This window comes from Arthrobacter sunyaminii (assembly GCF_018866305.1).
GTDB classification, from domain to species: Bacteria; Actinomycetota; Actinomycetes; order Actinomycetales; family Micrococcaceae; genus Arthrobacter_B; species Arthrobacter_B sunyaminii.
Map to the genome: position 1 here is coordinate 2,059,713 of NZ_CP076456.1, position 26,105 is coordinate 2,085,817.

Genomic DNA, 26,105 nt, shown 5'->3' on the forward strand with positions numbered 1-26,105 from the left:
CAGGCAACCGGCGCGTACCCACCGGCGCCGAACCGTGACGGCACCGGCATTTCCGAGTAGGTTATGGCCATGGCCGGCAAAGCAACCACCCTGACTGTCCCTGGCCCCCACGGCGAGCGCGAGATGCGCATCTCCAGTCCGGACCGCGTGCTGTGGGCCGAACAGGGGCTAACCAAGCTTGACCTCGCGCATTATGTGGCGGAGGTTGGTGACGCCTTCATCACCGCCAACGGTGACCGCCCGGTGTCACTGCAGAGATTCCCGGAAGGGATCGACGGCGAACAGTTCTTCTCGAAGAACCCGCCAAAGGGAGCACCGGACTTCATCCGCGCCGTCACCGTGACCTACCCGAGCGCCCGGTCCCACCCGCAACTGGTGCTCGACGAGCCTGCGGCTGCCGTGTGGGCCGTGCAAATGAACACTGTGGTGTTCCACCCCTGGCCGTCCCGGGCTGAGAACACCGACAATCCGGACCAGCTGCGCATAGACCTGGATCCGCAGCCCGGCACCGACTTCGACGACGCCGTTCCCGCCGCGTTTGAGCTGCGTGCGGTCCTGGCCGAAGCCGGTCTGGAAGCATTCATCAAGACGTCGGGCAACCGCGGCCTTCACGTTTATGCCCCGATCACCGCCGACCACGAGTTCCTCGACGTCCGGCACGCAGTCATCGCGGCGGCACGTGAGCTTGAACGCCGCATGCCGGAGCACGTCACCACGGCCTGGTGGAAGGAAGAGCGCGGCCAGAAGATCTTTGTGGATTTCAACCAGGCCAACCGGGACCGCACCATTGCCGGTGCATACAGCCCGCGGGCGCTGCCGCATGCACCGGTGTCCACTCCGCTCCGCTGGGATGAGCTGGAGAAGGCTGACCCCCGGAAGTTCACCGTCCTCACAGTTCCGGAACGCCTGCGAACGGTGGGGGACCCATGGGCAGACATGGGCTCCAGCCCCGGCAGCATTGACGTGCTGCTGCAGTGGTGGCAGCGGGACGTGGACGACGGTCTGGGAGAGATGCCGTTCCCGCCGGATTACCCCAAGATGCCCGGTGAACCGATGCGGGTCCAGCCCAGCCGTGCACGCAAAAAGGACTAGCCGTGCACGCAAGAAGGATTAGCCGTGCACGCAAGAAGGCTTAGTTTCCCGTAAAGTGGAGCGAAGGTGCGCCGGGAAGTCTGGTCGGCAACAACATTGTCGACCGCTTTTTAAGGAGCTTCCATGCCGTCCAACACCTCACCGGAGCCTCAGTCGCCCGGATCCAAGACCTCCGCTGACCGTCCCGGCGTCCTGAGCCGCGGCAGCTACAGCGAGAAAGTCCGCATCGGCGAGATCCTGCGCAAGGAAACCGTCGGCGGCATGCTGCTGGTGGCGGCCGCACTGATCGCCATCGTCTGGGCCAACTCACCGCTTTCGGACAGCTACTTTGCGCTGCGTGACTTTGAAATAGGTTACGAGCCGTGGCATCTGCAGCTGAGCCTGGGCGCCTGGGCAGCCGACGGGCTCCTTGCCGTGTTCTTCTTCCTCGTGGGCCTGGAACTCAAGCGGGAGTTCGTCGCGGGCGACCTGCGGAACATCAGCAAGGCCATTGTGCCGGTGGCGGCTGCCGTGGGAGGTGTGGCGGTCCCGGCCGCGATCTATGCCGCCATCAACTGGGGTCACCCCGAAAGCCTGAACGGCTGGGCCATTCCCACCGCCACTGACATTGCCTTCGCCGTTGCCGTGCTCGCCATCATCGGCTCCCACCTGCCGTCCGCCCTGCGGATCTTCCTGCTGACCCTCGCCGTGGTTGACGACCTGCTCGCTATCACCATCATTGCCGTCTTCTACACCGAAGACCTCGAAATCACGCCGCTGCTCCTCGCCGTCGCCGGTCTTGCCCTCTATACCTTCCTGGCGCAAAAGTACCGCCGTTTCTTCGGGCTGAAAGCCTCCGCCGCGTGGTTCATCCTGCTGCCGATCGGCGTCGTCGTCTGGGCTCTGGTGCATGCCTCCGGCATCCACGCCACGGTGGCCGGGGTGCTGCTGGGCTTCGCGGTACCCGTGATCCGCAGCCAGGCCAGCGGCGGTCCTGAGGCAGGCCCCGGCCTCTCGGAGATCTTCGAACACCGCTTCCGCCCGCTCTCGGCCGGATTTGCGGTACCGGTTTTCGCGTTCTTCTCCGCCGGCGTCGCCGTGGGCGGATGGGACGGCTTCATGTCCTCGCTGACCGATCCCATCTCGCTGGGCATCATTGCCGGCCTGGTGCTGGGTAAGCCCATCGGGATCCTGGGAACCACCTGGCTGCTCACCAAGCTCACCCGCGCCAAGCTGGATGCGTCCTTCAACTGGGTCGATCTCTTCGGCGTGGCGGTGTTGGCCGGTATCGGCTTCACGGTCTCGCTGCTGGTTGCGGACCTGAGCTTTGGCCACGGCACCATCCCCAACGACCACGCCAAGGTGGGCATCCTGGCGGCATCGATCGTGGCCGCACTGCTGGCTTCCCTGGTGCTGACGCCGCGCAACCGGCACTACCGCACCGTCGAGGCGGAGGAAAACGTCGACGCCGATGCCGACGGCGTTCCCGACGTCTACCAGCAGGGCCGCCAGGGCTGAGGCCCCGCGTCAGGAGAATTACGGCTCCGAACGCACAGAACGGGCAGGGGCATATCCGCCGGGGACGGACGCCGCTACAGTCGGAGCACCATGCCGACTATCTCTGTGGTTATCCCGTCCCGCAACGACGCCCCCATGCTCGCTGCCTGCCTGGCTGCGCTCCAGCGGCAGACACGGCGGCCGGACGAGGTGCTGGTGGTGGACAACGGCAGCACCGATGACACGGCCGCCGTCTGTGCTGCTGCCGGCGTTCGGCGCCTGTTCCTGTCGGTTCCCGGAATCGCCGGAGCAACAGCGGCCGGGTTCGACGCAGCCTCCGGGAACCTTTTGGCCCGGCTGGATGCCGACTCGGTTCCGCCGCCTGATTGGGTTGAGCGCGTGGAGAGGATCCTGGTTGCCCAGGGTCCCATGACTGCGGTGACCGGACCGGGAGATTTTTACGGCGGAAACCGGCTCACACGCTGGATTGGCGAGAACATTTACATAGCGGGCTACATCCACGTCGTGGGAGCGTTCCTGGGCCACCCGCCGCTCTTTGGATCCAACTTTGGCATGTCCGCTTCGATGTGGGCGCAGCTGCGCCCGCTGGTGCACCGGGACCTGCGCCGGGTCCATGACGATCTGGACCTGAGTTACCAGATCCGCCCCTGGATGTCCGTGCTGTACGACCCGACTCTGCGGGTGGGAGTTTCAGCCCGTCCCTTCGACAGCTGGAGCGGGCTGAAGCGCCGCGTTGTCATGGCCTGGCAAACTTTCGACCTGGATTTCCGCGCCGAATCACCGCGTGCCCGCCGTCGTGCCCGCAGACGTGCCCGCAGACGTGCCGGAATCGCTCCGCCGGATCAGCCCGCAGAAGCATAGAGCGCCAGAAGGTCACGGCTGAGCTGGTGCGGCGCGTCCTCACAGGGTCCGTGACCTGCGCCGTAGGCGGCAAAGCGGGCGCCAATAGATTCAGCGAACGAGTAATGCAGGTATTGCGGCCACACATCCGCGCGGCCCACCGCCACCAGCTTGGGCTGCGGAGCCGCCTTGAGAGCGGCACGCAGGTCCGGTGACCGCTTCATCAATCCCACAATGTCCCGGAGCGAGTCATTCCGCGTGTAGTCAAAGCGGTGACTGATGAAGTCCATGCGGGATGCCGGCACCCCGACAAAGTTCTTGCGGATGCCCCAGACGATGAGTCCGGCCTGCATCTTGTCATTGACCAGGGGGCTAAACCTGCCCACCCGGCTCACGGTGCGGAAGCTCTGGCCCGGAACCGGCGGACAGCTCAGCAGGCACAGGGAACGGAAGAGGTCAGGACGGCGGGTGAGGGCAATCTGGGACACGATGCCGGCAAAGGAGTAGCCCAGCACATGCGCCGGCCCGCTGAGCGAATCCAGGACGGTTAGGACGTCATTCACGAACAGGTCATATTCGTAGTGGCTCTGCGGCGGCGTCAAGTTCTCCGGTCCTGCCCCGGCTGACTCATATTGCCCGGCCAGGTCGAAGCTGATGACGTAGTATCCCGCAGCAGCCAGTATCGGCATCATGAGGGAAAAGTCTTCCTTGGATCCCATTGCTCCGGGCACCAGGACCACGGGTGGATCCGCCGGCGCTCCCATGGTCCGCATGGCCAGTGTTCCGCTGGGCGCTGAAAAGGGGCGGTCAACAGATCCTGCCGGGGGCGTTGCCCAGTTGATCTCTCCCAGTTGGGCATCGAGCCGCTGGGCGTCGTCGAGAAGGACCGGATGTGCTTTGAGAGCATCCCGGCCGCCGCGCACCCGTGCCAGATTTCGCCATGCCATACGCCACAGTAACCACGGAGCATGGTCCGGGGGCAGGGAGGACGGCCAAAAGCCGGCTGTGACCGCCGGTACTTCCGTGCGGGAGTGTGGCCCCGAAGCAGATAGAATCATTGTCCTGCCCGGATAATTCACGAGGAGATGACGTTGAAGTTTCCCCCCAACAAGTACGTCTACCGCAGCATCGTTTTGACCGGGATCGCCTCGACCAAGGTCTTCCGGATACCCGTCCTGCCGTCCGGCCTCGAAAACCTTCCCCGTGATGAAGAGATCCACGGGCTGACCCGGACAGCTGTACCCGGCAAAGGCGCGGTGGTGGCCATCACTCATTTCGGTTATCTGGATTTTGTTTTCGCCGAGTATCTGGTGTGGAAAAAGCTCCGGGCACACATGCGCTTCCTGGTCACCAAGAAAGCGGCACGTAAACCCTTCGTCAAAGCCGTCTGTGAGATGTGTGAGCACATCATTGTGGACCGGTCCAACGGCGCCGCCGCTTACACCGAGTCCGTCGAGGCCCTGCGCCGCGGCGAATATCTTGCCGTGCTCCCCGAAGCCGGCGTCAGCCGCAGCTTCAGCGTGCGTAAGCTCAAGACGGGTGCGGTCCGGATGGCAGCCGAAGCCGGCGTACCCATCATCCCCGTCTCGGTCTGGGGCAGCCACCGCATGCTCACCCGCGGCGGACACGGACTTAGCCTGAAATCCGTGTGGAAGAACCCGGTGCGGATCCATGTCAGCCCGATGATGCGGGTTGCCCCTGATGCGTCGGTACCCGAAGCAACCGAGCTGCTGCAGAAAACCCTCCAGGCGGGCATGGACCACTGCATCGACACCTATCCGGTGAAACCTGAACCGGGCGCCTGGTGGATGCCCGTCAGCCGCGGCGGCAGCGCCATGACCGTGGAAGAGCAGCTCATCCTGGATGAACAGGACCGCGAGAAGTACAAGATCACCGGCTAGCCGTCCGGCCGCTGCAGTTCCTGTTCAGCTGTCCAGGAAGTCCAGCAGGGCGGCGTTAACCTCGTCGGCGTGGGTCCAGAGCAGGCCGTGCGGCGCATCCTCAACCTCCACGTAGCGGGCGTCGGGAAGCGCCTCCGAGAACGGACGGCCGGTTGCGTCGATGGGAAGGATGTTGTCGGCAGTGCCGTGCAGGATGAGGACCGGAAGCCCTGATTCCCGGACCTTCACGACGTCGTCCCGGAAATCCGTAAGCCAGGACGGCACCACGGCGTATGCCGCCCGCGGCGCGCTTCCCGCGGCCACGTTCCAGCTGCCCCGGACGGCCTCTTCGCTGATGCGGGTGCCCAGGTTTTCCGGCAGGTTGTAGAAGTCGGAAAAGAAGCTGTTGAACCAGGCAAACCGGTCTGCCTGGGCGGCCGTTGCGATACCTTCAAAGACCTCGGCCGGCACACCGGTTGGATTGTCATCGGTCTGCAGCAGGAACGGTTCCAGCGAGGCGAGGAAGGCCAGGCCGCCGATTCTCTCAGTGCCGTGCCGGCCAACGTAGCGGGCGAGTTCCCCGGTGCCCATGGAGAAGCCCACCAGTACCACGTCCCGCAGGTCCAGTTCATTGATGATCGTGGAGAGATCATCGGCGAAAGTGTCGTAGTCATAGCCGGAGTTCGGTTGGCTGGACCGTCCGAATCCGCGCCGGTCATAAGTAATCACCCGGTAGCCTCCGCCCAGCAGGGCACGGGTTTGCCGCTCCCAGGAATCTCCGTCCAGCGGATAGCCGTGGATCAGCAGCACCGGCCGGCCGGACCCCTGGTCCTGGTAATGGAGGTTGATGTCTCCGGTGTTCTCGGTCCCTACAGTGACATGGGGCATGGCTGTTCCTTTCGAGGGTGACGTCATTTCGGGCTGGTGAAGACTGCAGTGTCCTGACTTTGCGCTGCGGGAGTTAACCGCCAATTCCTACGACGGCAATCATCACGGGCACGAGGGCAATAATGAGGACGGCTCCAAGAATGTCGAAGAACAGTCCGGTGCGGATCATCCGCGTGATGGGTACGGCGCCGGTTCCGTAAACGATGGCATTCTGCGGTGTGGACACCGGCAGCATGAACCCGAAGGACGCGGCGAAGGTGGCTGCCAGAGCCGGCACAAAGGGGTCGACGCCGATGGCCTGGCACAGGGGGATTACGATCGGCACGATCACCGCGGCGGAAGCGGTGTTGGACGTGGTTTCCGAGATCAGGATGGCCAGGATTGCGGAGAACGCTGTGATGGCCACGATGTTGGTGATGTTCAGGTTCTCCGAGGCACCCTTGCCGATCGTCTCGGCAAGGCCGGTGGAGGCAAGCAGCGCACCGAAGATAATGCCGGTTCCGAAGAGCAGGATGGTGCCCCAATCGATCTTGGCAGCGTCGGACCAGGTCAGGGTGGCCTGCCGCTGCTTCCAGTTCACGGGCAGGATAAACAGCAGGGAGGCACCGAGGACGGCCACAATTCCTTCATCCAGGCGGTCGTCCAGGAAGATGTACGCCTCGGATTCCGTGCCACCGATCAGGCTTGCGACGGCGGGGGCCAGCCACAGGGTGACGGTCACGCCGAAGGCTATCAGCGTGTTGACCTCCGCGCGTGTCATTTTTCCCTGGGCCTCGCGCTGCTCGCGCACATAGTCTTCCACACCCTCCAAGCGGCGGATTTCCGGCTTGTTCAGCAGCAGCATCACCAGGGACAGCACCACAAACATCGCCAGGCACACGGGTGCGGCAATGGCCATCCACTGGGCGAAGGAAATGCGGACACCGGTTGCTTCTTCGATCAGTCCGCGGCCAATGAGGTTCGGTGGCGATCCGACAGGCGTGAGCAGTCCGCCCACGCTGGCGCCATAGGCCAGCATCAGGAGCAGGGCGGCACCGACGCGCATCCGCAGCGGATCGAAATCAGCTTTGACGATGCCCCGGTCCTGCATCAGTTTGGCGATGACCACCAGCACGCCCAGCGCGGTGGGCATCAGCATGGCGACCGTGGCGGTGTTTGAAACGAAGGCCGACAGCAGGCAGGTAATCACACCGAAGGCGATCACCACCCGATAGGTGGATTTCCCTACCCCGGGCGCGGAGAGCACGGCAAAGGCCAGGCGCTGCGCTATGCCGTGCTTGAGCATGGCCTGCGCCAGGATGAAGGCGCCGATGAAGGTGAAGATGGTGGTGGATCCGAACGGAGCCAGGACGGCACTGGCCGGGGCCACGCCCAGGATCACGATGGCCGCGACGCCGATGAGCCCGCCGATCGGGATGGGTACGGGCTCGCAGATCCACAGGACAATGACCCCCAGCAGGATTGCGGCGAGCATGTGCTGCTGTAGATCCAGGTTTAGGGGGAGCAGGGCGAAAACGACGGCGACGACGGGGGCCAGGAACAGGCCGGTGGTTTGGCGGACGCGTTCAAACTTCTCTTCCCGGGGCGAGAGGGTCTGTTCGCTGAGGCTGCGGAAGGTGGTCCCGCCCAGAAGCGCTGCGCGTACATCTGTGCGTTGCGGGGCGCCCGAATCTTCGGTTGGAGCCGGCTGTTGCGTATACACAATCGGGGTCCTTCCTCGTTGAATGCGTTCACTATGGCGTAGTACCTTGCGCTGCGTCCAGAACCTGTTATGGACTTTCTTGAAGAAAGACCCAAAAGGAGCAAATGATGCGGGCACAAAAATGCTTTCGAATAGCCGCCATTCCGGCCGACGGAGTGGGTAAGGAAGTGATTGCCGCAGGGCGGCGGGTCCTGGATGCCCTGGCTGATCAGTCCGGGAGAAATCCGGCCGGGGGCGCGGAAAGCTCCTTCGGTTTTGAGTGGCGGGAGTTCCCCTGGGGCTCCGAGTATTACGCCGCGCACGGCCGCATGATGGATCCGGAGGGGCTTGATGTGCTGCGCGGCTTCGACGCCATTTACTTCGGAGCCGTGGGGTGGGAAAACGTTCCGGACCATGTGAGCCTGTGGGGGCTGCGACTGAACATCACGCAGAACTTTGACCAGTGGGCTAATGTGCGCCCGGTGACGTTCCTGCCGGGCATCGAGTCCCCGCTGCGCAAGGCCGACCGGATGCCGCTGGACTGGGTGGTGGTCCGGGAGAACAGCGAGGGCGAATACGCCGGTTTGGGAGGGCGCAATCTCTCCGGCCGGGGACCGGGCAACGAAGTGGCCGTGCAAACGGCGCTGTTCACGGAAAAGGGCTGCGAGCGCATCATCCGTTTCGCCTTTGACCTGGCCCGAACCCGCCCGGTGCGCAAGGTTTCCAGTGTCACCAAGTCCAATGCCCAGCAGTACGGTTCAGTACTCTGGGACGATGTCTTTAAGCGCGTGGCTGCCGACTATCCGGACGTGGGAACCGAGAGCGTCCTGGTGGATGCGATGAGCGCCAAGTTTGTCCTGCATCCGGAGGACCTCTCAGTGGTGGTGGCATCCAACCTCTTCGCCGACATCCTCTCAGACCTTGGCTCGGCGCTCGCAGGCAGCCTGGGCCTGGCGGCGAGCGCGAACCTCAACCCGGAGCGCAGGTTCCCGTCCATGTTTGAGCCGGTGCACGGATCGGCTCCCGATATTGCGGGACGCGGGATCTGCAACCCCGTGGGAGCCATCCTGAGTGCCGCGCTGATGCTGGACCATCTGGGCCTGCCCGCCGCGGCCCGGAGGCTGGAGGCCGCGGTGGCAGCAGTCACGGCCGCCGGCATCCGTACCCGCGATGTCGGCGGATCCTCGGACACCGAAGAGGTCACCAACGCCGTCATCGAGGCGCTGCGACTCACCGAGCTGTCCGGTTCGGTTTCCGGCTAACCGATCCGGCCCAGGATTTCGCGGGTGAATTCCTCGGTGCCGGCGGTGCCGCCCAGGTCCCTGGTCCGCACCGGCGAATCCGCCAGCACACCGAACACGGCTTCGAGCACCTCGGCTCCGGCCTCCGGATGCCCGAGGTGGTCCAGCATCATGGATGCGGACCAGATGGCCCCCAGCGGATTGGCCACGCCCTGACCGTAAATGTCAGGGGCGGAGCCGTGCACGGGCTCGAACATGGAGGGGAACTCGCGCTCGGGGTTGAGGTTGGCGGAAGGGGCGATGCCGATGCTGCCGGCAATGGCCGCCGCCAGGTCGCTGAGGATGTCCCCGAACAGGTTGGAGCCAACAATCACGTCGAAGCGGGACGGGTTCAGCACCACCTTCGCGGCGAGCGCGTCAATGTGCTCCTGGTTCCACTGCACCCCGGGGTAGTCCGCCGCGCGTTCCTGCAGGAGTTCGTCCCAGAAAGGCATGGTGTGGATGATGCCGTTCGATTTGGTGGCGGAGGTCAGTACACCCCGTCTCTGCCCCGCAAGGTCAAAAGCGTAATCAAGGATGCGGGTGACACCCTCGCGGGTGAAGACCGATTCCTGGATGGCCATTTCGGACGGAAGCCCGCGGTTCAGCCGGCCGCCGATCTCCGAGTACTCGCCTTCGCTGTTTTCACGCACCACCACAAAGTCGACGCCGGGGTCCGTCAGCTCACTTCGCAGCGGGCTGGGAACGCCGTCCAGGACCCGGATAGGGCGCAGGTTCACGTACTGCCGGAACTCGCGGCGGATGGGGATGAGCAGCCCCCACAGGCTGACATGGTCCGGCACCCCGGGCCAGCCGACCGCGCCGAGCAGGATCGAGTCGTGCCCGCGGATCTGGTCCAGTCCGTCTGCGGGCATCATGGCGCCCTGCTCCAGATAGCGCTGGCAGGACCAGTCGAATTCGTCGTAGGTGAGGTCGATGCCGTGGCGGCGTGCGACGGCGTCGAGCACCGCGCGGGCAGGCGGCAGCACCTCGTGGCCAATGCCGTCGCCGGGAATGAGTGCAATGCGGTAGCGGTCAGTCATGAGCCCCATCACATCGGGAACATACCCGTAATGTCAAAAGTCCGGAACAGAACGCGGTCCAGGCGTGAGCTGCCCGGTGCTCCGTCATCGGTCCAGAATATGCCGCAGGTACCGGCGTGGCTCGTTCAGGTAGGACTTCCAGTTCGAAACCAGGTCCAGGTCCTCCCAGTTCCGCCGGGCAATTCCATGCTCGCCCGTTTCATAGATGGTGGCTCCCGGCAGGGAAGCCAGCACGGGGGAGTGGGTTGCGCACAGGATCTGGGAGCCATTGGCCGCCAGATCGTCCAATACGCCGATCATGGCCAGTGTGGAGCTGAAGGACAGCGCCGCCTCCGGCTCGTCCAAGCAGTAGAAGCCGGGGGAATCCAAGTAGGTCTCGGCTACCGCGAGGAAGGACTCTCCATGGCTCATGGTGTGGAAATCGTGCCCGCCCTCAAGCTGGTCCTGGAAGGTGTAGAAACCGTGCATGGTCTCGGCCCGGAGGAAGAACCCCCACTTGGGCGCACCCGCCTGCCGGACCAGTGAAATCCAGCTGCTCAGCGGTGATTCGGTTCCGTGCGTCGAGTGGGCCGAATGAACGCTGCCGCCCTCGGGCCCGAGACCGTAGGCTGCCGCCACTGCCTCTACAAGGGTGGATTTTCCGCTTCCGTTCTCGCCCACCAGGAAGGTTACCCCCGGGGGCAGTTCCAAACCGGAGTCCACGACGGCGGCCACTGCGGGAATGTTCGCCGGCCAGCGGTCCTTCGGGATGTCTGCGTCTAGCCGAACCCGTACTTCTCGGACCAGCCGCGCATCATCAAGCCCCCGGGATTCTCGCATCCCCCCAGTCTGACATCAGTCCCGCCCGAACCTCAGCTTCTGGCGGCGCGGACGAGGGCTCGAAGACCGGCGAAGGCCGCCGCCCCGCCCAGAATCCAGGGTCCTGCAGCAACAAAGGGAACCACTGCCTGTTCTTTCAAATCCGCCCGTTTCCTCCCGAACCGGGAGGAGAATCCGTGGGCAGTGAATTCACTTCGCACACCCGACTCGGTAACCGGGTTGTCCGGATGCAGCGTCAGGAAGGAACGCAGGTGACTTCCGCCGGCGTCCACGCGGTCGGCGGCGATCAGGATGAGCCAGTGGGCTGCCCGGGCTTCACCGTAGCGGTAGGCATACCGCCGCATCGCGCCGGAAACTCCCTTGAGCGGCACGGCGGTCCCGAACACGGGAGTCACGAACTGATGTTCGATGGAGCGTTCCCTCGGCTGTTGTTCCGGCTGCCGCTCCGGAAAGTCCCAGTGCGCACCGGTCACCAGATCCGTGCGTTCCTTCGGCACCGAGGGCCGGTCGCCTGGATCCAGGTCCGCGCCCCAGCCGGGAATACGCGCCCGCAGCTCCTCATTGGAGAACTTCCGTTTTGGCACGCCCCCAACGTACGGGGTGCTTGGTGTTTCCGACATGGTGTTCCTCGCCTTCAGGATGCGCTGGGAATGATGAGCGGTTTGATGCAGTTATCCAGCTTGGCCGAGAACATGTGGTAGCCCTCGGCTATGTGTTCCAGGGGTATGCGGTGCGTGATGATGTCACTGGGCTTGAGGTAACCGTCGCGGATGTGCTCAAACAGGCGCGGCCACTGCCTCTTGGCCGGACACTGGTTCATCCTCAGGGTGAGTCCCTTGTTCAGGGCGTCTCCGAACTTGACGGCACTGAATATCGGACCGTAGGCTCCCACGACTGACACGGTGCCGGCCTTCCGCACGGAGTCAATGGCCCAGTTCAGGGCCACCGGGGACCCGCCCTGCAGCTTCAGCTGGGAAGCGGTGACGTTCTGCAGGAAACTTCCGTCCGCCTCCGCACCCGCGGCGTCAATCACCACGTCTGCGCCAAGGTAGTCCGTTGCCTTCTTCATCTCCACCACGATGTCGTCATACTCGGCAAAGTTGTAGGTTTCGGCGTGTGCAAAAGAACGGGCCTTCTCCAGCCGGTACTCGAGGTGGTCGACGACGATGACGCGGCCGGCTCCCATCAGCCAGGAGGACTGGGCGGCGAACAGCCCCACCGGTCCGGCGCCGAACACGATGACGGTGTCACCTTCGCCGATCCCGCCCAGCTGTGCACCGAAGTAGCCTGTGGCCAGGGCATCGGTTAGCAGTACTGCGTCTTCCTCGTCCATCCACTCCGGAATGATGCTGGGACCGACATCGGCAAACGGAACACGGACAAACTCGGCCTGTCCGCCGTCGTACCCGCCGCAGGTATGGGAGTAACCGTAGATGCCGCCCACCGCCGTCGCGTTGGGATTCACGTTGTGGCAGTTGGAGTACAGGCCCCGCGAACAGAAATAGCAGGTGCCACAGTAGATGTTGAACGGGACCATGACGCGGTCACCCACGCTCAGGTTCCGCACGGAGGGGCCAACGGCATGAACTACCCCCACAAACTCGTGCCCAAACGTGGTTCCCACCCGGGTATCGGGCATCATCCCGTGGTAAAGGTGCAGGTCGGACCCGCAAATGGCCGCGGCCGTTACCCGGACAATGGCATCGTTCGGGTGCTCAATGGCAGGAATGTCCTTTTCTTCGACACGGACCTTGTACGGCCCGCGGTACACCATGGAGCGCATCGTTTCCCCTTCGCAAGCTTGCTGATGGATTCCCCACCCTGCCTGCCGGCGCTCACAGCCGTCAAGGGTTGCTCCGGGCCGGGGGAGCGGTGGAATCCCGCACCACCAGTGAGGTGGCAAGTTCAACGTGGGATGATTCCAGCTCTTCGCCGTTGGCCAGGCGCAGGACGCTGCGCAGCGCAGATCGTCCCATCTCCTGCAGCGGCTGGCTCACTGATGTCAGCCGCGGAACGGACTGCTCGGTGAGGTCGGTTCCGTCAAACCCCACCAGGCTGAGCTCCTCCGGAACCCGGATGCCGCGGCGGCGCGCCTCATCCAGCACACCCAGGGCTGTAAGGTCGCTGGCGGCAAAAATGGCGGTGGGCGGTTCGGGAAGCGACAGCAGTTGGGCGGCACCGCTGACACCGGATTCGCGGTTGAAGGTGCCGCTGACAATGTACTCGTCCGGGACATCGACCCCGTGCGCTCGCAGTGCGGCCAAATAACCGTGCAGCCGGGCAACGCTGCACTCGGCAGCGTCGGGGCCGCCCACATAGGCGATGCGCCGGTGTCCAAGTTCAATCAGGTGTTCGGCGGCCGCTTTTCCTCCCGCCCAGTTGGTAGCTCCGATGCTGACGAATCCGGACGGCGGGGGATTCAGGGGATCTATCACCACCACGGGAATGTTGCGCCTTGCAAAGGCATCCAGCTGGCCAGTGGTGACCTCGGACGTTACGAGAATAAGTCCGCGGCGCCCCGAGTCAGCCATTCGGGAGGACCACTGACGGTGGTCGGTACTTTTGAGTTTCCCCGGGGTGACCGTGCTGAGAACCACCTCGACGTTCTCGGTTGAAGCTGCGCTGGTGATGCCCGTCAGGACGGCCAGCGAGTAGGAAGTATTGAGCCCGTCAAAGACCAGGTCCACCAGGCCCGGGGCACTGCTGCGCAGCCGGCGTTGGACGGGCGACTCATAGCCCAGCCTGCCCAGCGCTGCCTGCACCCGTTCCCGGGTGGGCCCGGCTACGTCATCACGGCCGTAAATGACCTTGGAAACGGTCGGAACGGAGACTCCGGCCAGTTCGGCCACCTGGGCCAGTGTGGGTTTCTCGGCATGGACCCGGTTCACGGTGGCGCTCCTTTGCGAAAGTTTTCGACGTCAGAAGACTGATTGAAAGTCCTCATACGTGTCAAGAGCGCAGGAGTAGGGGATCAAGAACCTCTTGACGAGTGATAAAGATCACAGTAGCTTACTGGGCAACGCGCAGGGAGCACCACGAAAGTTTCGAAAGTTTTCGCTCGCGGTGCGTGCAGGACTAATCCGCCGCCGCAGCGACGCGGCTCTTTTCAATGGAGATAAGAATGGAACAGAAGCTAGCATCACGCCGGTCCTTCCTTTCGCTGGCGGCGCTGGTGCCCATCGCCGCCTACACGCTCACGGCCTGCGGTTCATCCGGACCCGGGGATACGTCCTCGGGCGGAGCCAGTATTTGGGCGCTGAGCGGCCAGCCCAACGAGGACATCCGCCAGGCGACCATCGACGCCTTCAACAAGGCCAATCCGGACTCACAGATCAAACCGACCTTCTTCCAGAACGACGCTTACAAGACCAAGATCAAAACCGCCATCGGAGCCGGACAGGCGCCCACGATCATCCATGGTTGGGGCGGCGGAACGCTGCGCACCTATGCCGAGGCCGGGCAGGTCGAGGATCTCACCGCGTGGTTCGACGAGAACCCGGAGGTCAAGGGGCGGCTGCTGGAATCCACGTTCGGCGCCGCCACCGTGGACGGCAAGATCTACGCCATCCCCACGCAGACCGTCACGCCGATCATCTTTTACTACAACAAGGAACTCTTCGATCAGGCCGGTGCCGAGCCGCCCGCCACCTGGGATGACCTTATGGCTTTGACCAAAACATTCAATGACATGGGCGTGGCCCCGCTCTCCTTGGGCGGGCAATCACGTTGGACCTCCATGATGTGGCTCGAATACCTGTATGACCGGGTGGGTGGCCCCGAGGTCTTTACCGCCATCTACAACGGCGAGCCCGACGCCTGGTCACATCCTGCCGCCATACAGGCCACCACCATGATCCAGGACCTGGTCAAGGCCAACGGGTTTATCAAGGGCTTTACCTCCATCACCGCCGACAGCAACGCGGATCAGGCACTGCTGTACACGAACAAGGCCGCCATGATGCTGCACGGCGGCTGGACCTACGGCGGCATGAAGAACGACGGCGCCGGCTTCGTGGAGGGCGGAAAACTCGGTTGGGTCAACTTCCCTACAGTGGAGGGCGGCAAGGGCGATCCGAAAAACACGGTCGGCAACCCCGCCGGCTACCAGTCCATCTCCTCCAAGGCCAGCGACACCGAAAAGGAGACGGCCAAGAAGTTCTTCAAGGACGGCCTTCTCACCGACGAGGAGATCGACTCCTACATCAAGTCCGGCTCGGTTCCGATTGTGACCGGCATCGAGGACAAGCTGAACGAGTCAGACGACAAGGAGTTCCTGAGCTTCGAATACGAGCTGACCAAAAACGCTCCGAATTTCCAGCAGTCCTGGGACCAGGCGCTGAGCCCCACCGCGGCGGAAGCGCTGCTGAGCAACATCGATCAGCTGTTCCTGCTGTCGATAACCCCTGAGCAGTTCGCTTCCAACATGAATGCGACTCTGGGCAAATGATCGCAGCGGTTCCGCCGGCCGCGGTCCCCGCCGTGGCCGGCAAATCCGGGAATACTGGGCGGAACAACGGGACGGGCAAGACCGGCACGTTGTGGTGGATGGTCCTGCCGGCAATGTTCTTCTTTGTGGTCTTCGCCGTTGTTCCCCTGGTGGGTGTCTTTGTGCTCAGCTTCGCCAACTGGGACGGCATCGGCGCGATCTCCCTCGCCGGCATCGGCAACTGGCTTTCGGTCCTGGGCGACCCCGTGATGCACAACTCCCTCCGGCTGACGTTCTTCATCATGATCGTCTCCTGGCTGGTCCAAACACCGCTGAGCATCCTGCTCGGCGTCTTCACCGCCGGAAGCCAAAAATACCGGGCACTCCTGGCCGTCCTGTACTTCCTGCCCCTGCTGCTGTCCTCCGCGGCCATCGCCATTGCCTTCAAGGCCCTGCTGGATCCGAATTTCGGCCTGGCGGTGGGCCTCAAGCTGCCCTTCCTGGCCCAGGACTGGCTGGGACACCCGCAGCTGGTGCTGCTGGTGGTCATCTTCGTCATCGCGTGGCAGTTCGTCCCCTTCCACACACTCATCTACCAAGGCGGCGTGCGGCAGATTCCGAAGTCGTTGTACGAGGCCGCGGAAATCGACGGTGCCGGGAAGATCAAGCAGTTCCTCCACATCACCCTTCCCCAGCTGAAGTACACCATCATCACGTCATCGACGCTGATGGTGGTGGGGTCCCTGACCTACTTCGACCTCATCTTCGTGCTGACGGCGGGGGGACCGGGCAACTCCACCCGCATCCTGGCCCTTGACATGTACCTCACCGGGTTCCGTGCCAACCTCATGGGCCCGGCGAGTGTCCTCGCCGTGATCCTGGTGCTCATCGGGCTGGGACTGGCGCTGGCCCTGCAGCGCCTCGGTGGCAAGGACTCCAGCGGCAGCCAATTGGAAGGCATGTGAGATGACTGCAACTGCAACCAAGCCGGAGTCTCCCGTACCAGCCCGTGCCCCCTCATCCCCGGGTAAGGGGCGGCGCTGGCGGAAACTGAACTATGCCGGCGGACTGGCCGGCTGGATCTGGCTGGCGATCATCATCATCCCGGTTTATTACGTGGTGATCACCAGCCTGAAAACCTCGGCCGGCTACTTCGCCCAAAACCCCCTGGCTATTCCGACGTCTCCCACCCTGGAGAACTACCGGATGGTGCTGGAGGCGGACTTCGCCAAGTACTTCATGAACAGTGCCATCATCACCATCGGAGCCGTCATTCCCACGGTCGCCGTGGCGTTCATGGCGTCTTTCGCGATCGTGCGGGGCAACGGCCGGTTCCTGCGTCTTGCCAACGGAATGTTCCTGATGGGCCTGGCCATTCCACTCCAGGCCACGATCATTCCGATCTACCTGATGATCATCCGGCTGAACCTCTACGACAGCCTCCTGGCTCTGGTGCTGCCATCCATCGCCTTCGCCATTCCACTGACCGTACTAATCCTGTCCAATTTCATCCGCGACGTGCCGAATGAGCTGTTCGAATCCATGCGGCTGGACGGCTGCAGCGAGTGGCAGACCATGTGGCGCCTTGCCCTGCCACTGACCAAACCTGCCATTGTCACCGTGAGCATCTACAACGCCCTGGGCGTGTGGAACGGCTTCCTGCTCCCGCTGATCCTCACGCAGAGCCCGGACCTGCGCGTCCTGCCGCTGGCGCTGTGGAGCTTCCAAGGCGAGTACAGCGTCAACATCCCCGCGGTGCTGGCCTCCGTGGTCCTCACCACTCTGCCCATCCTGGTGCTCTATATCGTGGGACGCCGCCAGCTGCTGAGCGGCTTGACCGCAGGGTTCAGCAAGTAACTGAAAGGAACCTCTATGACCAAGGCAGAACCTGCCCCGCTCCGGATCGGAATGGTTGGCTACGCCTTTATGGGTGCTGCCCATTCACACGCATGGCGCACTGCCCACCGTTTCTTCGATCTGCCGCTGACACCTCAGCTCACGGCTGTGGCCGGACGAAACGCCGCCGCTGTGGAGGAAGCCGCAGCACGTATGGGCTGGGCTTCCACGGAAACTGATTGGCGGGCGCTCATCGAACGGGATGACATCGACCTGATCGACATCTGCTCGCCCGGTAACACCCATGCCGAGATTGCGGTTGCCGCCCTGCGCGCGGGGAAACACGTATTGTGCGAGAAACCGCTCGCCAACACGGTGGCAGAAGCCGAGGAGATGGCGGCTGCAGCACAGGAGGCGGCACGCAACGGGGTCTTTGCCATGTGCGGGTATTCGTACCGGCGCACCCCGGCACTGGCACTGGCGAAGCGGATGGTCGACGACGGCCGGCTGGGGAAGATCCGCCAGGTGCGGGCGCAGTACCTCCAGGACTGGCTCAGCGATGAAAACGCGCCGCTGACCTGGCGGCTGGACCGGGAGGTGTCGGGATCCGGCGCACTGGGCGACATTGGCGCGCACATCATTGACGCGGCGCAGTTTGTCACCGGGCAGCAGATCACCGGGGTCTCCGCCCTGCTGGAGACCTTCACCCGGCGCCGTCCGGTGGGCGGGGACTTCGTTGGGCTTGGCGGGCACGGTGCCGCCGGAGAGGACCAGCCCATGGGGGACGTGAGCGTGGATGACGCCGCCATCTTCACCGCCCGTTTCGACGGCGGACCCATCGGCGTCTTCGAGGCCACCCGCGCGGCCCTGGGCCGAAAGAATGCCATGCGCCTGGAAGTGAACGGATCGCAGGGTTCCCTGGCCTTCGATTTTGAGGACATGAACTTCCTCCAGTTCTACGACGGAACCGACCGCCCGGGAGAACAGGGTTTCCACCGCATCATGGTCACGGAGCCGGAGCACCCCTACGTCGGCAATTGGTGGCCCACCGGCCATGGGTTGGGTTATGAGCACGGTTTCACACATCAGGCGGCGGACCTGGTGGCGGCGCTCGCCGCCGGTACACAGCCCGCGCCGTCGTTCGCCGATGCCCTCCAGGTGCAGCGCGTACTCGCAGCCGTCGAAGAAAGTGCGGCTGATGACAGCCGCTGGACGCCGGTGGACGCAAACGCGCACTCCGCCGCCGGAGCCGCCCTGAAAACTACTGCAGAGGAGATCCGATGACCCGCCCCATCACGCTGTTCACCGGCCAGTGGGCCGACCTTCCGTTCGAAGAAGTTGCCCGGCTGGCGGGCGAGTGGGGTTTTGACGGCCTTGAAATCGCATGCTGGGGGGACCACCTGGATGTTTGGCGGGCGGTGGAGGATGACGAATACCTGCAGGACCGGCTCGACATCCTCAAGCGCAACAATCTTTCGGTCCATGCCATTTCGAACCACCTCAACGGACAGGCCGTCTGTGACGATCCGATTGATGAACGGCACCAGGGAATTGTTTCGGCCCGGGTCTGGGGCGACGGGGAACCGGAAGGCGTGCGCACCCGCGCCGCTGAAGAACTCAAGATGACCGCACGGGCCGCAGCCCGCCTCGGAGTAAAAACGGTGACGGGCTTCACCGGATCGGCCATCTGGAAGACGGTAGCAATGTTCCCGCCGGTGCCCGAGGGCATGATCGATCGCGGTTATCAGGACTTTGCCGACCGCTGGAATCCCATCATTGACGTTTTTGATGAGGTGGGCGTCCGTTTTGCCCTCGAGGTCCACCCGTCAGAGATTGCTTACGACTACTGGACGGCGCACCGGACCCTGGAAGCCATCGGCCACCGGGAAGGCTTCGGGCTGAACTTCGATCCCTCCCATTTCATCTGGCAGGACCTTGATCCGGCAGCTTTCCTTTACGACTTCCGTGACCGGATCTATCACGTGCATGTCAAGGAGTCGGTGAAACAGCTGGATGGCCGCAACGGCCGGCTGGGGTCACATCTGCCGTGGGGTGATCCGCGCCGGGGATGGGATTTTGTCACGGCAGGACACGGTGATGTTCCGTGGGAGCGCATTTTCCGCATGCTCAACGCCATCGGCTATACCGGGCCGACGAGCGTGGAATGGGAGGACGCCGGCATGGACCGTCTGGTAGGCGGCCCATCCGCCCTGGCACTGGTGAAATCCCTCGCACAGATCACTCCGCCGGACGCCGCCTTCGACTCAGCTTTTGCAACCAAGTAAAGGACGATCTTCCATGAGCACCACACGTCAGGCCCTGGTTGTCCGGGGCGGCTGGGACGGACATCAGCCCGTTGAAGCCACCGAGCTTTTTATGCCGCACCTCAGGGACAGCGGATTCGACATCCGGATTGAGGAATCCCCCAAGATCTACGCCGACGCCTCTTACATGGCCGGCGTGGACCTCATCGTCCAATGCAACACCATGAACACAATTGAGCGGGAGGAGTTCGAAGGGCTGCGAGCCGCTATCGAGGCCGGGACCGGGATGGCCGGCTGGCACGGCGGCATTGCCGATTCCTACCGCAACAGCTCGGATTACCTTCACCTGATCGGCGGACAGTTCGCCTGTCACCCCGGCAAGCATCCGGACCAGCGCATAGGGGAGGCGTCGGACAACTTCATCGACTACACGGTGAACATGCTGCCGGCGGCAGCTGACCATCCCATTACCGCCGGGCTCTCCGATTTCAACCTGCGCACGGAGCAGTACTGGGTGCTTACGGACGACTACATCGATATCCTCGCCACCACCACGCTTCCGGTACGGGAATGGGATGCCTGGCATCGCCCGGTGACCTGCCCGGCTGTGTGGACGCGACAGTGGGGCAAGGGCAGGATCTTCGTGGCGACTCCCGGGCATTCGGTAGAGATTCTGCAGGATCCGAGCGTTTCAACCATCATTGAGAGGGGCATGCTGTGGGCGAGCCGCTAACCAACGATTCAACAGGTGCAGCTCCGATGAGGATTGGCATGGTGGGTTGCGGAAATATCAGCGCAGCGTACCTGGAGACCTTTCCGCGGTTGGACGCTGTCACCCTGACGGCTGTTGCGGACCTCGATATGGACCGCGCACAGGCCGTAGCCGCAGCCCACCCCGGCGTCCGGGCCCTGACTGTGGACGAACTGCTGTCCGACGACGCCGTTGACCTGGTCTTGAACCTCACCATTCCGGCAGCCCATGCAGAAGTTGCGCTTAAAGCCATTGCGGCTGGCAAACACGTGTATGGCGAGAAGCCATTGGCTGCCGGCACCGCAGAGGGGCAGTCGATGCTGGCAGCGGCGGAAGCAGCCGGCGTGATCCTGGGATCAGCCCCGGATACTGTGCTCGGCACGGGAACCCAGACCGCACGCAAGGCCATTGACGACGGGCTGATCGGCAAGCCGATCTCGGCGACCGCCACCATGGTGACACCGGGGCATGAGCGGTGGCACCCGAACCCTGACTTCTACTATGTTCCCGGTGGAGGACCCTTGCTGGACATGGGTCCCTACTATGTCTCCGCGCTGGTGACGCTGCTCGGTCCGGTGACCTCCGTCGTCGGTGCCTCCAGCAGCACGCGCAGTACCCGGGTCATTGGTTCCGGCCCGCGCACGGGGGAAGAGATTCCGGTCAGCACTCCCACGCACGTAACGGGGGTGCTGATCCATGCCTCCGGTGCGCTGTCCACGCTGGTCATGAGTTTTGACGCGGTGGCCACCCGGGCCGCCAACATTGAGGTCCACGGGGAAACCGGATCACTGGTGGTGCCTGATCCCAACCGGTTCAACGGGGAAGTCCAACTGCGCCGGCTCGACGGCGAGGAATGGGAGGTGGTACCCGTATCCGCCGGTTACCAGGCCGCGTCGCGGGGGATTGGCCTACAGGACCTGGCCCGAACGCCGGCCGGGGAACTGCCTCGGGCCAGCGGGGAAATGGGCTTCCACGTTCTCGAGGTCATGGAAGCGGTCCTTGCTTCCGCAGAAGCCGGAACCGCACTGCCGATCAACAGCACATGTGAGCGTCCACCTGCCGTCGCGCTTTCCCTGTCCGGGGGAATGGAGGCAGTCTCCGGTTCCTAGGTACGGATAATTCGAACATTTGTTCTAGTCGTACTGTTGAGGGGGTGAGGGTATGCCAGCGGCACCCCAGTTGTACCCGAACCTCGCTACACAGTGCCAGATCTGCTTCAGTGTCTGCCGGTCAAAGCTCCGATCCCTGACGGCCTGCCCGATAATGCGGGGATCAAGCCATCCGTCTTCAGCGATGCTTTGGCCGGCGGATACGATATTCCGGCCCCGATAGTCCGCGTGCTGTTCCAGTTCATCGGTACTGAGGCGGAAGCCCTCGTGCCACTCGACGGGACACGGCAGCCTGCGGGCAGCAACCTCGACCTCCGTGCCGCGGTAGGAGGGGTCCAGTACCAGCGCTGCAATATGACTGTTGAGCTGCAGCGGGCCGTGGATGTGCGCTTCGATGTGGTCGTCCAGCACATCAAGCCCGGACTCCTCTGAGTACTGTGCCGCCATACCAACCAACGGCATCCGGTCCATCGTTCCAAAATGCTCCGGCTCGGTGCTGCTGTCCGGGAAGCAGAAGGTCAGCCGCCCGTATTCCGAGTGCTTGAGCCGGAAATGGGAGGAGCCGAACCGAACGGATCCACCCACGGGGAGCCTGCGGTAATTGAGCGAACCGTATTTGGGCCGCTCGGCTGCCGGGGCGCTGTCATACGCTTCGCCGAACATGCGCTGTTCCCAGCGCCAGCGCTCGCCGCCTGGCCATGCCGTGAGCCCGCCGTTTCCCGTGCCGGTTTCAAACTGCGACCGGTAGAGACCATCCTTCACCAGGCGTTCCAGCAGGGAGACGTCATTGACCGGAGAATCAGGATGGAAATGAATGGTTATATCCAGGGATAGATCAAGCGGAGGTCCTGCTGTTCGGCTGTTGACATAGTCGACGGCCTGCTCCCATGGGCGCGGAAGAACGGTCATTGGTTCTGCCATGGCTCACACCCTACCCAGAACACGGAGAGCGGGCGAGGAGTCAGACTGCCGGCGTTCGGCGCTCGCGTACTGTCCGGATGCCGGAGTTCTGCGGTATGCCTGCGTTCTGCGGGATGCCTGTAACGGGGCCCCCGTGGTGCAGTTCAGCACAATGGTGGTGCGGTTGAACTATATGAATGCCCCGTTGGGGTCGTGGTGACCACCGTGTGCCTGCCATCCGGCGTGTGGTCTGCGATGTCCTGCACGGTTCGGGCGGTCCAGCCGGGTGCTTCCTTGGCCTGGTTGCAGGCCTCACACAAACCCTGAACATTCCCCGCCGACGTCAAACCACCCTCACGAACCGGCACAACATGGTCATAATGCCGGATCGGAGCACCACACCACGGCATCCGACACACCCGGTCCCTAGCCGCGATAAACCGTGCCAAACCCTTCGGCACCAACCGTGCCATCGAATCCATCGCCACCAGCCGCCCCGACCCGGGAACCGCATACAACCGCCGCAACCAGACCTCGGTCCGCGGATCAGGCCGCACCCGCGGCGTGCCCCACTCTGGCGCTGCGCCGCCGGAACCCGAACCAGTGTCCGGCCGGCTGCCGCGGATCAGGTCCCGCGCCCACTGCGCCGGCACCACCCCGTACCCCGCCAACACCGCCGGCTCCGAACCATCAGGAACACCGGCAACAGGAACACCTGCGTCCGGATCACCGGCATCCATGACACCCGCGGGCAGCACCCCGGCCAGCAACGCCCGGTCCGTCATGATCAACTGCACCTCCACCCGCACATCCTCCGCCCGCGCCTGCCCCGTGACCCGCTCCACCAACGTATCGGCCATAATCTGCCCCCGGCCCCGGCAATCCCCGGCAGCACGCAACCGGTCAGCTTCCCGGGACAACGCCGCGAACACCCCCACCCCCTGGGCCACCGGCAACAACCCCGTCAAATACGTCATGGTGTCCGGCGCCGGACGACACGACACATACCGGCCCTCAACCGCCTTCGCCGCACGATTCACCACCGACTGCGGATCCAACCCGTAAGACAAAGACCTCACCCGGGCTACCAGTGCCCGATCACCCAGGGCCCCCAACCCCGCCAGGTTCCCGGCCACCACCGCATCCACCCGGCCCCGGTCCTGCCGGGACAGGCACGCCGTCTCCCGCACCAACAATGTCGCCCGCCACTCACTGAGCACCCCCACACTCAAAGCGTGCAGGGTATGCGGCATTTCCGTGGTCAGGATCTTCGCCAACCCCAGCAACCGGTTGCCCCGGTGCGGGGACTCCCGGCGGGCCAACCCGATCTGCGCGCCCACACCCCGGCCCAACTCCTCCGCCGCCAGCCCCGCCCGGGCCTGCGCCCGGCGGGTCGAGGCATCAAACGCCGCCGCAGCCCGAGCCTGCGCCGCCGCGGCCGCGGACTTCAACTCCTCCAACAACCGAATCTCATCAATCAACCGGGCACGCTCAGCAGCTTCCAACACCTCCAGCTGGTCACATGGAACGGTGTTCTCGACACGGGCCGCGCTAACACATAGACCCCCGGATGCTGATCCGGTGACTACGGTCGAACTTCTCGGGGTAGAGGTTAGTTCCCTGTGGCCATCACTGAGAGCTGGGGAGTAGTACATAGGTTCTATTTTAGTGATGCAGGCCACCGTTAGACGGTGTGTGTCTACCGGTCGTATACCTGTTTCTAGTTTCTTAAGGTCGTCCCGGCTGAGACCGGAGATGCTGGCGGAGGCCGGGAATGGCAAAGGTAACCTTGCCGTGTCCGGCGGATTCTATGAGTCCGGCCGCCAAGAGCCGGGAGCGGTAGTTTGCCACGAGATTTGTCTTGGCCCCGATACGGCGGCCAATGTCTCCGGCCAGGGACGGCCCGTCATCCTCTGCCATGGCCGCAAGGAAGTCCAGGTCCTTAGGGGAGGTGGCGGCAAGGGCGGCTTCGATGACCGTCCGCACATTGCGGCGGTTGGCTGCCGCAATGGCCCGGTCGACAGCCTCCGAGGTGAGGCTGCCCTGGTTGCCTTCGGCTTCGCGCCAGAGAAAATAACCAACGAGCTGAATCAGGAAGGGATACCCGCCGGTGGCTTCGGCTGCCTGGCGCACGAGACCGGGGGAGACCTTGATGGATGCGTGGGAGAAGGTGGCGGCGAAGGACTCCTCCACTTCACGGACCGCGGCTGCGTGAAGATCTATCTTGTCGGCACGGCGGAGGAACGTGGCCACACCTTCGTTGAGCAGATCGGACACGGCAGCCGGAAGCCCGGCAAAGACTAGACCTATGGGAAGCCGGTCCTGGATGAAATGCTGGACACTGGCGGCCAGCTGGGCAAGTTCGCCGCGGTCAGCAGCATGGATCTCATCCACCGTGATGATCAGCCCGGTGCCGTGGTCATCCAAGAGCTTCAGGAGTTCCTCACCCATTGTTCGCCACGCCACCTGGCGCTCCGGCGGAAGTTGGGTGGTGATGCTGAAGCCGGCGGCAGCGATTGCGGTGATTTTGCGATTCACCGGCCCGGATCCCAGTTCCTCAGCGATACCTCGCATGGATTCTCCGATACGGCCCATGAAACCGGTGGTGGCGGTCTCGGAAATCACGGCCCAACCCTTCTCCCGAGCTATGTCGTGGGCGGCGCCGAGCATGACCGTCTTGCCGATTCCGCGGGCCCCGGTGAAAATCGTCAATAATCCCGGAGCGCCGGACCCCAGGCGGAGTCCGTACTCGAACTCGTCGAGCACGCCTGCGCGGCCCAGGATTTGCGGGGGTGTTGCCCCCGCCGATGGGCGGAAGGGATTCTCCTTCAGCGGGGCTCCCTGTGAGTTTGTATGAGTCTTGTGAGTTTCCGTTTCCGGCATGCTGTGAGTTTATGTGAGTATGGTGAGTTTCGCCATCGGTACCCGGGCCGGTTATTTTGACCTTCTTTGGCAACAAGGGTTGACGATGGCGGCGCGTCAGCTTATGTTGACGATATGGCCACACGGGACGAACTGATCAGCGACGGCACCAGCCGTGATCCTGCCGTGGGATTGCGCGCAGTGGCGGCTCTGCGGCGCCTCGTGGAACAGCTTGAGGATCTCCAGGTGGAGAATGCCCGGCGTCTGGGTTGGTCGTGGGCGGAAATTGCCGCCGTCGTCGGGGTATCAAAGCAGGCAGTGCACAAAAAGCATGCCGGGCGGCTTGGCCGCTCCAAGGACAGGGGAGGCAGCGATGTTTGAACGGTTTACCCAGGACGCACGCACAATTGTCATTGAAGCGCAGGAACAGGCAAGGAAGCTGGAGGCCCGCGAAATAACGGCAGACCATCTCCTGCTCGGCATCTTGGCCGGCGGCGACAATCCCGCCGCCCGGGTCCTGCACCAGCTCGGCATCGAGAGTGATGCCGTGGCACAGCGCACCCAAGGACTCGGTGCCGCTGACGCGCAGGCATTGGAGGCCATCGGCGTCGACCTGTACGCGGTCCGAAAACGCGTGGAAGCCAGCTTCGGGGCCGGAGCTCTGGACCGGCCGCAGCGCCGGCGCTTCCGGTTCCCGGGCCGCAGCAGTGCCGGCCATATCCCCTTCACCGCGTCAGCCAAGGGAGCCTTGGAACATTCACTGCGCCAAGCGATCGCGTTGAACGATAAGGCGATTACCGTTGAGCACATCCTGCTTGGGCTGATTGCCGAGGACTCCGGGCTGGCGGCGCGAACGATCGCTTCACTGGGAGTAGACCCGGCACAGGTGCGGGCAGCCGTGCTCCGGGAACGGGGAAAGGCCGCCTAGTAACACTTG

At 63.8% G+C, this 26,105-nt stretch carries 25 protein-coding genes; 14 read left to right on the forward strand and 11 right to left on the reverse strand.

Features of this window, described 5'->3' with window-relative positions; translation table 11 throughout:
- The first annotated feature begins 69 nt into the window (after window positions 1–69).
- The 3 genes from ligD (at window position 70) to KG104_RS09215 (ending at window position 3,450) form a co-directional block, all read left to right on the forward strand.
- Window positions 70–1,092, forward strand: a complete 1,023-nt coding sequence (gene ligD / locus KG104_RS09205; RefSeq protein WP_181032283.1) for a non-homologous end-joining DNA ligase — start codon at window positions 70–72, stop codon at window positions 1,090–1,092.
- Between the two features lie 123 nt (window positions 1,093–1,215).
- Complete coding sequence (nhaA, locus tag KG104_RS09210; protein ID WP_207346815.1) at window positions 1,216–2,589, forward strand: Na+/H+ antiporter NhaA; 1,374 nt, start codon at window positions 1,216–1,218, stop codon at window positions 2,587–2,589.
- Between the two features lie 90 nt (window positions 2,590–2,679).
- Window positions 2,680–3,450 carry a glycosyltransferase family 2 protein gene (locus tag KG104_RS09215; RefSeq protein ID WP_207346816.1) on the forward strand — a complete coding sequence of 257 codons (771 nt, stop codon included), beginning with the start codon at window positions 2,680–2,682 and terminating at the stop codon, window positions 3,448–3,450.
- Here KG104_RS09215 and KG104_RS09220 read toward each other — a convergent pair.
- A complete protein-coding gene (locus tag KG104_RS09220) occupies window positions 3,432–4,376 on the reverse strand; it encodes an alpha/beta fold hydrolase (protein WP_207346817.1) in 945 nt (314 codons plus the stop codon). The two genes, KG104_RS09215 and KG104_RS09220, sit on opposite strands and share 19 nt — an antisense overlap.
- Before the next feature lie 138 nt (window positions 4,377–4,514).
- On the opposite strand from KG104_RS09220, the gene KG104_RS09225 reads away from it, so the two are divergent.
- Window positions 4,515–5,330, forward strand: a complete 816-nt coding sequence (locus KG104_RS09225; RefSeq protein WP_207346818.1) for a lysophospholipid acyltransferase family protein — start codon at window positions 4,515–4,517, stop codon at window positions 5,328–5,330.
- A gap of 24 nt (window positions 5,331–5,354) precedes the next feature.
- Here KG104_RS09225 and KG104_RS09230 read toward each other — a convergent pair whose 3' ends face one another.
- Both KG104_RS09230 and KG104_RS09235 read right to left on the reverse strand, forming a co-directional pair.
- Entirely contained in the window at window positions 5,355–6,197 is an 843-nt protein-coding gene (locus tag KG104_RS09230; protein WP_207346819.1) for an alpha/beta fold hydrolase, read from the reverse strand.
- A gap of 73 nt (window positions 6,198–6,270) precedes the next feature.
- Window positions 6,271–7,899 carry an SLC13 family permease gene (locus KG104_RS09235; RefSeq protein WP_104161060.1) on the reverse strand — a complete coding sequence of 543 codons (1,629 nt, stop codon included), beginning with the start codon at window positions 7,897–7,899 and terminating at the stop codon, window positions 6,271–6,273.
- A gap of 107 nt (window positions 7,900–8,006) precedes the next feature.
- Between KG104_RS09235 and KG104_RS09240 the strand changes: the two genes are divergently transcribed.
- Window positions 8,007–9,140 carry a tartrate dehydrogenase gene (locus tag KG104_RS09240; RefSeq protein WP_207346820.1) on the forward strand — a complete coding sequence of 378 codons (1,134 nt, stop codon included), beginning with the start codon at window positions 8,007–8,009 and terminating at the stop codon, window positions 9,138–9,140.
- On the opposite strand, the gene KG104_RS09245 is transcribed toward KG104_RS09240, so the two are convergent.
- The 5 genes from KG104_RS09245 to KG104_RS09265 all read right to left on the reverse strand — a co-directional run bounded on the left by KG104_RS09245 (window position 9,137) and on the right by KG104_RS09265 (window position 13,908).
- Window positions 9,137–10,201, reverse strand: a complete 1,065-nt coding sequence (locus KG104_RS09245; protein ID WP_104054830.1) for a tartrate dehydrogenase — start codon at window positions 10,199–10,201, stop codon at window positions 9,137–9,139. The two genes, KG104_RS09240 and KG104_RS09245, sit on opposite strands and share 4 nt — an antisense overlap.
- 84 nt (window positions 10,202–10,285) lie before the next feature.
- Window positions 10,286–11,020, reverse strand: a complete 735-nt coding sequence (locus tag KG104_RS09250) for an AAA family ATPase (RefSeq protein ID WP_207346821.1) — start codon at window positions 11,018–11,020, stop codon at window positions 10,286–10,288.
- 32 nt (window positions 11,021–11,052) lie between these two features.
- Window positions 11,053–11,640, reverse strand: a complete 588-nt coding sequence (locus KG104_RS09255; RefSeq protein WP_207346822.1) for a hypothetical protein — start codon at window positions 11,638–11,640, stop codon at window positions 11,053–11,055.
- Between the two features lie 14 nt (window positions 11,641–11,654).
- The gene (locus KG104_RS09260; protein ID WP_207346823.1) at window positions 11,655–12,803 is read right to left on the reverse strand and encodes a zinc-dependent alcohol dehydrogenase; all 1,149 of its coding nucleotides are present in this window, start codon (window positions 12,801–12,803) and stop codon (window positions 11,655–11,657) included.
- A 61-nt stretch (window positions 12,804–12,864) separates the two neighbouring features.
- Window positions 12,865–13,908, reverse strand: a complete 1,044-nt coding sequence (locus KG104_RS09265) for a LacI family DNA-binding transcriptional regulator (protein WP_207346824.1) — start codon at window positions 13,906–13,908, stop codon at window positions 12,865–12,867.
- 233 nt (window positions 13,909–14,141) lie between these two features.
- On the opposite strand from KG104_RS09265, the gene KG104_RS09270 reads away from it, so the two are divergent.
- The 7 genes from KG104_RS09270 to KG104_RS09300 all read left to right on the forward strand — a co-directional run bounded on the left by KG104_RS09270 (window position 14,142) and on the right by KG104_RS09300 (window position 21,406).
- Window positions 14,142–15,467 (forward strand): extracellular solute-binding protein, encoded by a 1,326-nt coding sequence (locus KG104_RS09270; RefSeq protein WP_207346825.1) that lies wholly within the window; start codon window positions 14,142–14,144, stop codon window positions 15,465–15,467.
- A 98-nt stretch (window positions 15,468–15,565) separates the two neighbouring features.
- Window positions 15,566–16,411: a carbohydrate ABC transporter permease gene (locus tag KG104_RS09275; RefSeq protein ID WP_237686871.1), complete on the forward strand. Its 846-nt coding sequence runs from the start codon at window positions 15,566–15,568 to the stop codon at window positions 16,409–16,411.
- 1 nt (window position 16,412) lies between these two features.
- The gene (locus KG104_RS09280; RefSeq protein WP_104161067.1) at window positions 16,413–17,303 is read left to right on the forward strand and encodes a carbohydrate ABC transporter permease; all 891 of its coding nucleotides are present in this window, start codon (window positions 16,413–16,415) and stop codon (window positions 17,301–17,303) included.
- 15 nt (window positions 17,304–17,318) lie between these two features.
- Entirely contained in the window at window positions 17,319–18,566 is a 1,248-nt protein-coding gene (locus KG104_RS09285; protein WP_207346826.1) for a Gfo/Idh/MocA family protein, read from the forward strand.
- Window positions 18,563–19,567: a sugar phosphate isomerase/epimerase family protein gene (locus tag KG104_RS09290; protein WP_104161069.1), complete on the forward strand. Its 1,005-nt coding sequence runs from the start codon at window positions 18,563–18,565 to the stop codon at window positions 19,565–19,567. Before KG104_RS09285 ends, KG104_RS09290 begins: the two co-directional genes overlap by 4 nt.
- 13 nt (window positions 19,568–19,580) lie before the next feature.
- Window positions 19,581–20,279, forward strand: coding sequence for a ThuA domain-containing protein (locus KG104_RS09295; RefSeq protein WP_207346827.1), 699 nt, complete (start codon window positions 19,581–19,583; stop codon window positions 20,277–20,279).
- Window positions 20,280–20,305: 26 nt separating this feature from the next.
- Window positions 20,306–21,406 (forward strand): Gfo/Idh/MocA family protein, encoded by a 1,101-nt coding sequence (locus KG104_RS09300; protein WP_207346865.1) that lies wholly within the window; start codon window positions 20,306–20,308, stop codon window positions 21,404–21,406.
- A 24-nt stretch (window positions 21,407–21,430) separates the two neighbouring features.
- Here KG104_RS09300 and KG104_RS09305 read toward each other — a convergent pair whose 3' ends face one another.
- From KG104_RS09305 to KG104_RS09315, 3 genes are all read right to left on the reverse strand, one after another.
- A complete protein-coding gene (locus tag KG104_RS09305; RefSeq protein WP_237686816.1) occupies window positions 21,431–22,327 on the reverse strand; it encodes a DUF3626 domain-containing protein in 897 nt (298 codons plus the stop codon).
- Window positions 22,328–22,470: 143 nt separating this feature from the next.
- Window positions 22,471–23,787: an HNH endonuclease gene (locus tag KG104_RS09310; protein WP_237686817.1), complete on the reverse strand. Its 1,317-nt coding sequence runs from the start codon at window positions 23,785–23,787 to the stop codon at window positions 22,471–22,473.
- A 247-nt stretch (window positions 23,788–24,034) separates the two neighbouring features.
- Window positions 24,035–25,189 (reverse strand): ATP-binding protein, encoded by a 1,155-nt coding sequence (locus tag KG104_RS09315; protein ID WP_207346829.1) that lies wholly within the window; start codon window positions 25,187–25,189, stop codon window positions 24,035–24,037.
- A gap of 114 nt (window positions 25,190–25,303) precedes the next feature.
- On the opposite strand from KG104_RS09315, the gene KG104_RS09320 reads away from it, so the two are divergent.
- Window positions 25,304–25,549 (forward strand): hypothetical protein, encoded by a 246-nt coding sequence (locus tag KG104_RS09320; RefSeq protein ID WP_104103576.1) that lies wholly within the window; start codon window positions 25,304–25,306, stop codon window positions 25,547–25,549.
- Complete coding sequence (locus KG104_RS09325) at window positions 25,542–26,096, forward strand: Clp protease N-terminal domain-containing protein (RefSeq protein WP_104054273.1); 555 nt, start codon at window positions 25,542–25,544, stop codon at window positions 26,094–26,096. Before KG104_RS09320 ends, KG104_RS09325 begins: the two co-directional genes overlap by 8 nt.
- The last annotated feature ends 9 nt before the right edge of the window (window positions 26,097–26,105 follow it).

Excerpts from the sequence above, each read along its gene's own strand:
- ligD (WP_181032283.1), top strand. The coding sequence starts at position 70 with ATGGCCGGCAAAGCAACCACCCTGACTGTCCCTGGCCCCCACGGCGAG.
- nhaA (WP_207346815.1), top strand. The coding sequence starts at position 1,216 with ATGCCGTCCAACACCTCACCGGAGCCTCAGTCGCCCGGATCCAAGACC.
- KG104_RS09215 (WP_207346816.1), top strand. The coding sequence starts at position 2,680 with ATGCCGACTATCTCTGTGGTTATCCCGTCCCGCAACGACGCCCCCATG.
- KG104_RS09220 (WP_207346817.1), bottom strand. The coding sequence starts at position 4,376 with ATGGCATGGCGAAATCTGGCACGGGTGCGCGGCGGCCGGGATGCTCTC.
- KG104_RS09225 (WP_207346818.1), top strand. The coding sequence starts at position 4,515 with ATGACGTTGAAGTTTCCCCCCAACAAGTACGTCTACCGCAGCATCGTT.
- KG104_RS09230 (WP_207346819.1), bottom strand. The coding sequence starts at position 6,197 with ATGCCCCATGTCACTGTAGGGACCGAGAACACCGGAGACATCAACCTC.
- KG104_RS09240 (WP_207346820.1), top strand. The coding sequence starts at position 8,007 with ATGCGGGCACAAAAATGCTTTCGAATAGCCGCCATTCCGGCCGACGGA.
- KG104_RS09245 (WP_104054830.1), bottom strand. The coding sequence starts at position 10,201 with ATGACTGACCGCTACCGCATTGCACTCATTCCCGGCGACGGCATTGGC.
- KG104_RS09250 (WP_207346821.1), bottom strand. The coding sequence starts at position 11,020 with ATGCGAGAATCCCGGGGGCTTGATGATGCGCGGCTGGTCCGAGAAGTA.
- KG104_RS09255 (WP_207346822.1), bottom strand. The coding sequence starts at position 11,640 with ATGTCGGAAACACCAAGCACCCCGTACGTTGGGGGCGTGCCAAAACGG.
- KG104_RS09260 (WP_207346823.1), bottom strand. The coding sequence starts at position 12,803 with ATGCGCTCCATGGTGTACCGCGGGCCGTACAAGGTCCGTGTCGAAGAA.
- KG104_RS09270 (WP_207346825.1), top strand. The coding sequence starts at position 14,142 with ATGGAACAGAAGCTAGCATCACGCCGGTCCTTCCTTTCGCTGGCGGCG.
- KG104_RS09275 (WP_237686871.1), top strand. The coding sequence starts at position 15,566 with ATGGTCCTGCCGGCAATGTTCTTCTTTGTGGTCTTCGCCGTTGTTCCC.
- KG104_RS09280 (WP_104161067.1), top strand. The coding sequence starts at position 16,413 with ATGACTGCAACTGCAACCAAGCCGGAGTCTCCCGTACCAGCCCGTGCC.
- KG104_RS09285 (WP_207346826.1), top strand. The coding sequence starts at position 17,319 with ATGACCAAGGCAGAACCTGCCCCGCTCCGGATCGGAATGGTTGGCTAC.
- KG104_RS09290 (WP_104161069.1), top strand. The coding sequence starts at position 18,563 with ATGACCCGCCCCATCACGCTGTTCACCGGCCAGTGGGCCGACCTTCCG.
- KG104_RS09295 (WP_207346827.1), top strand. The coding sequence starts at position 19,581 with ATGAGCACCACACGTCAGGCCCTGGTTGTCCGGGGCGGCTGGGACGGA.
- KG104_RS09300 (WP_207346865.1), top strand. The coding sequence starts at position 20,306 with ATGAGGATTGGCATGGTGGGTTGCGGAAATATCAGCGCAGCGTACCTG.
- KG104_RS09305 (WP_237686816.1), bottom strand. The coding sequence starts at position 22,327 with ATGGCAGAACCAATGACCGTTCTTCCGCGCCCATGGGAGCAGGCCGTC.
- KG104_RS09315 (WP_207346829.1), bottom strand. The coding sequence starts at position 25,189 with ATGCCGGAAACGGAAACTCACAAGACTCATACAAACTCACAGGGAGCC.
- KG104_RS09320 (WP_104103576.1), top strand. The coding sequence starts at position 25,304 with ATGGCCACACGGGACGAACTGATCAGCGACGGCACCAGCCGTGATCCT.
- KG104_RS09325 (WP_104054273.1), top strand. The coding sequence starts at position 25,542 with ATGTTTGAACGGTTTACCCAGGACGCACGCACAATTGTCATTGAAGCG.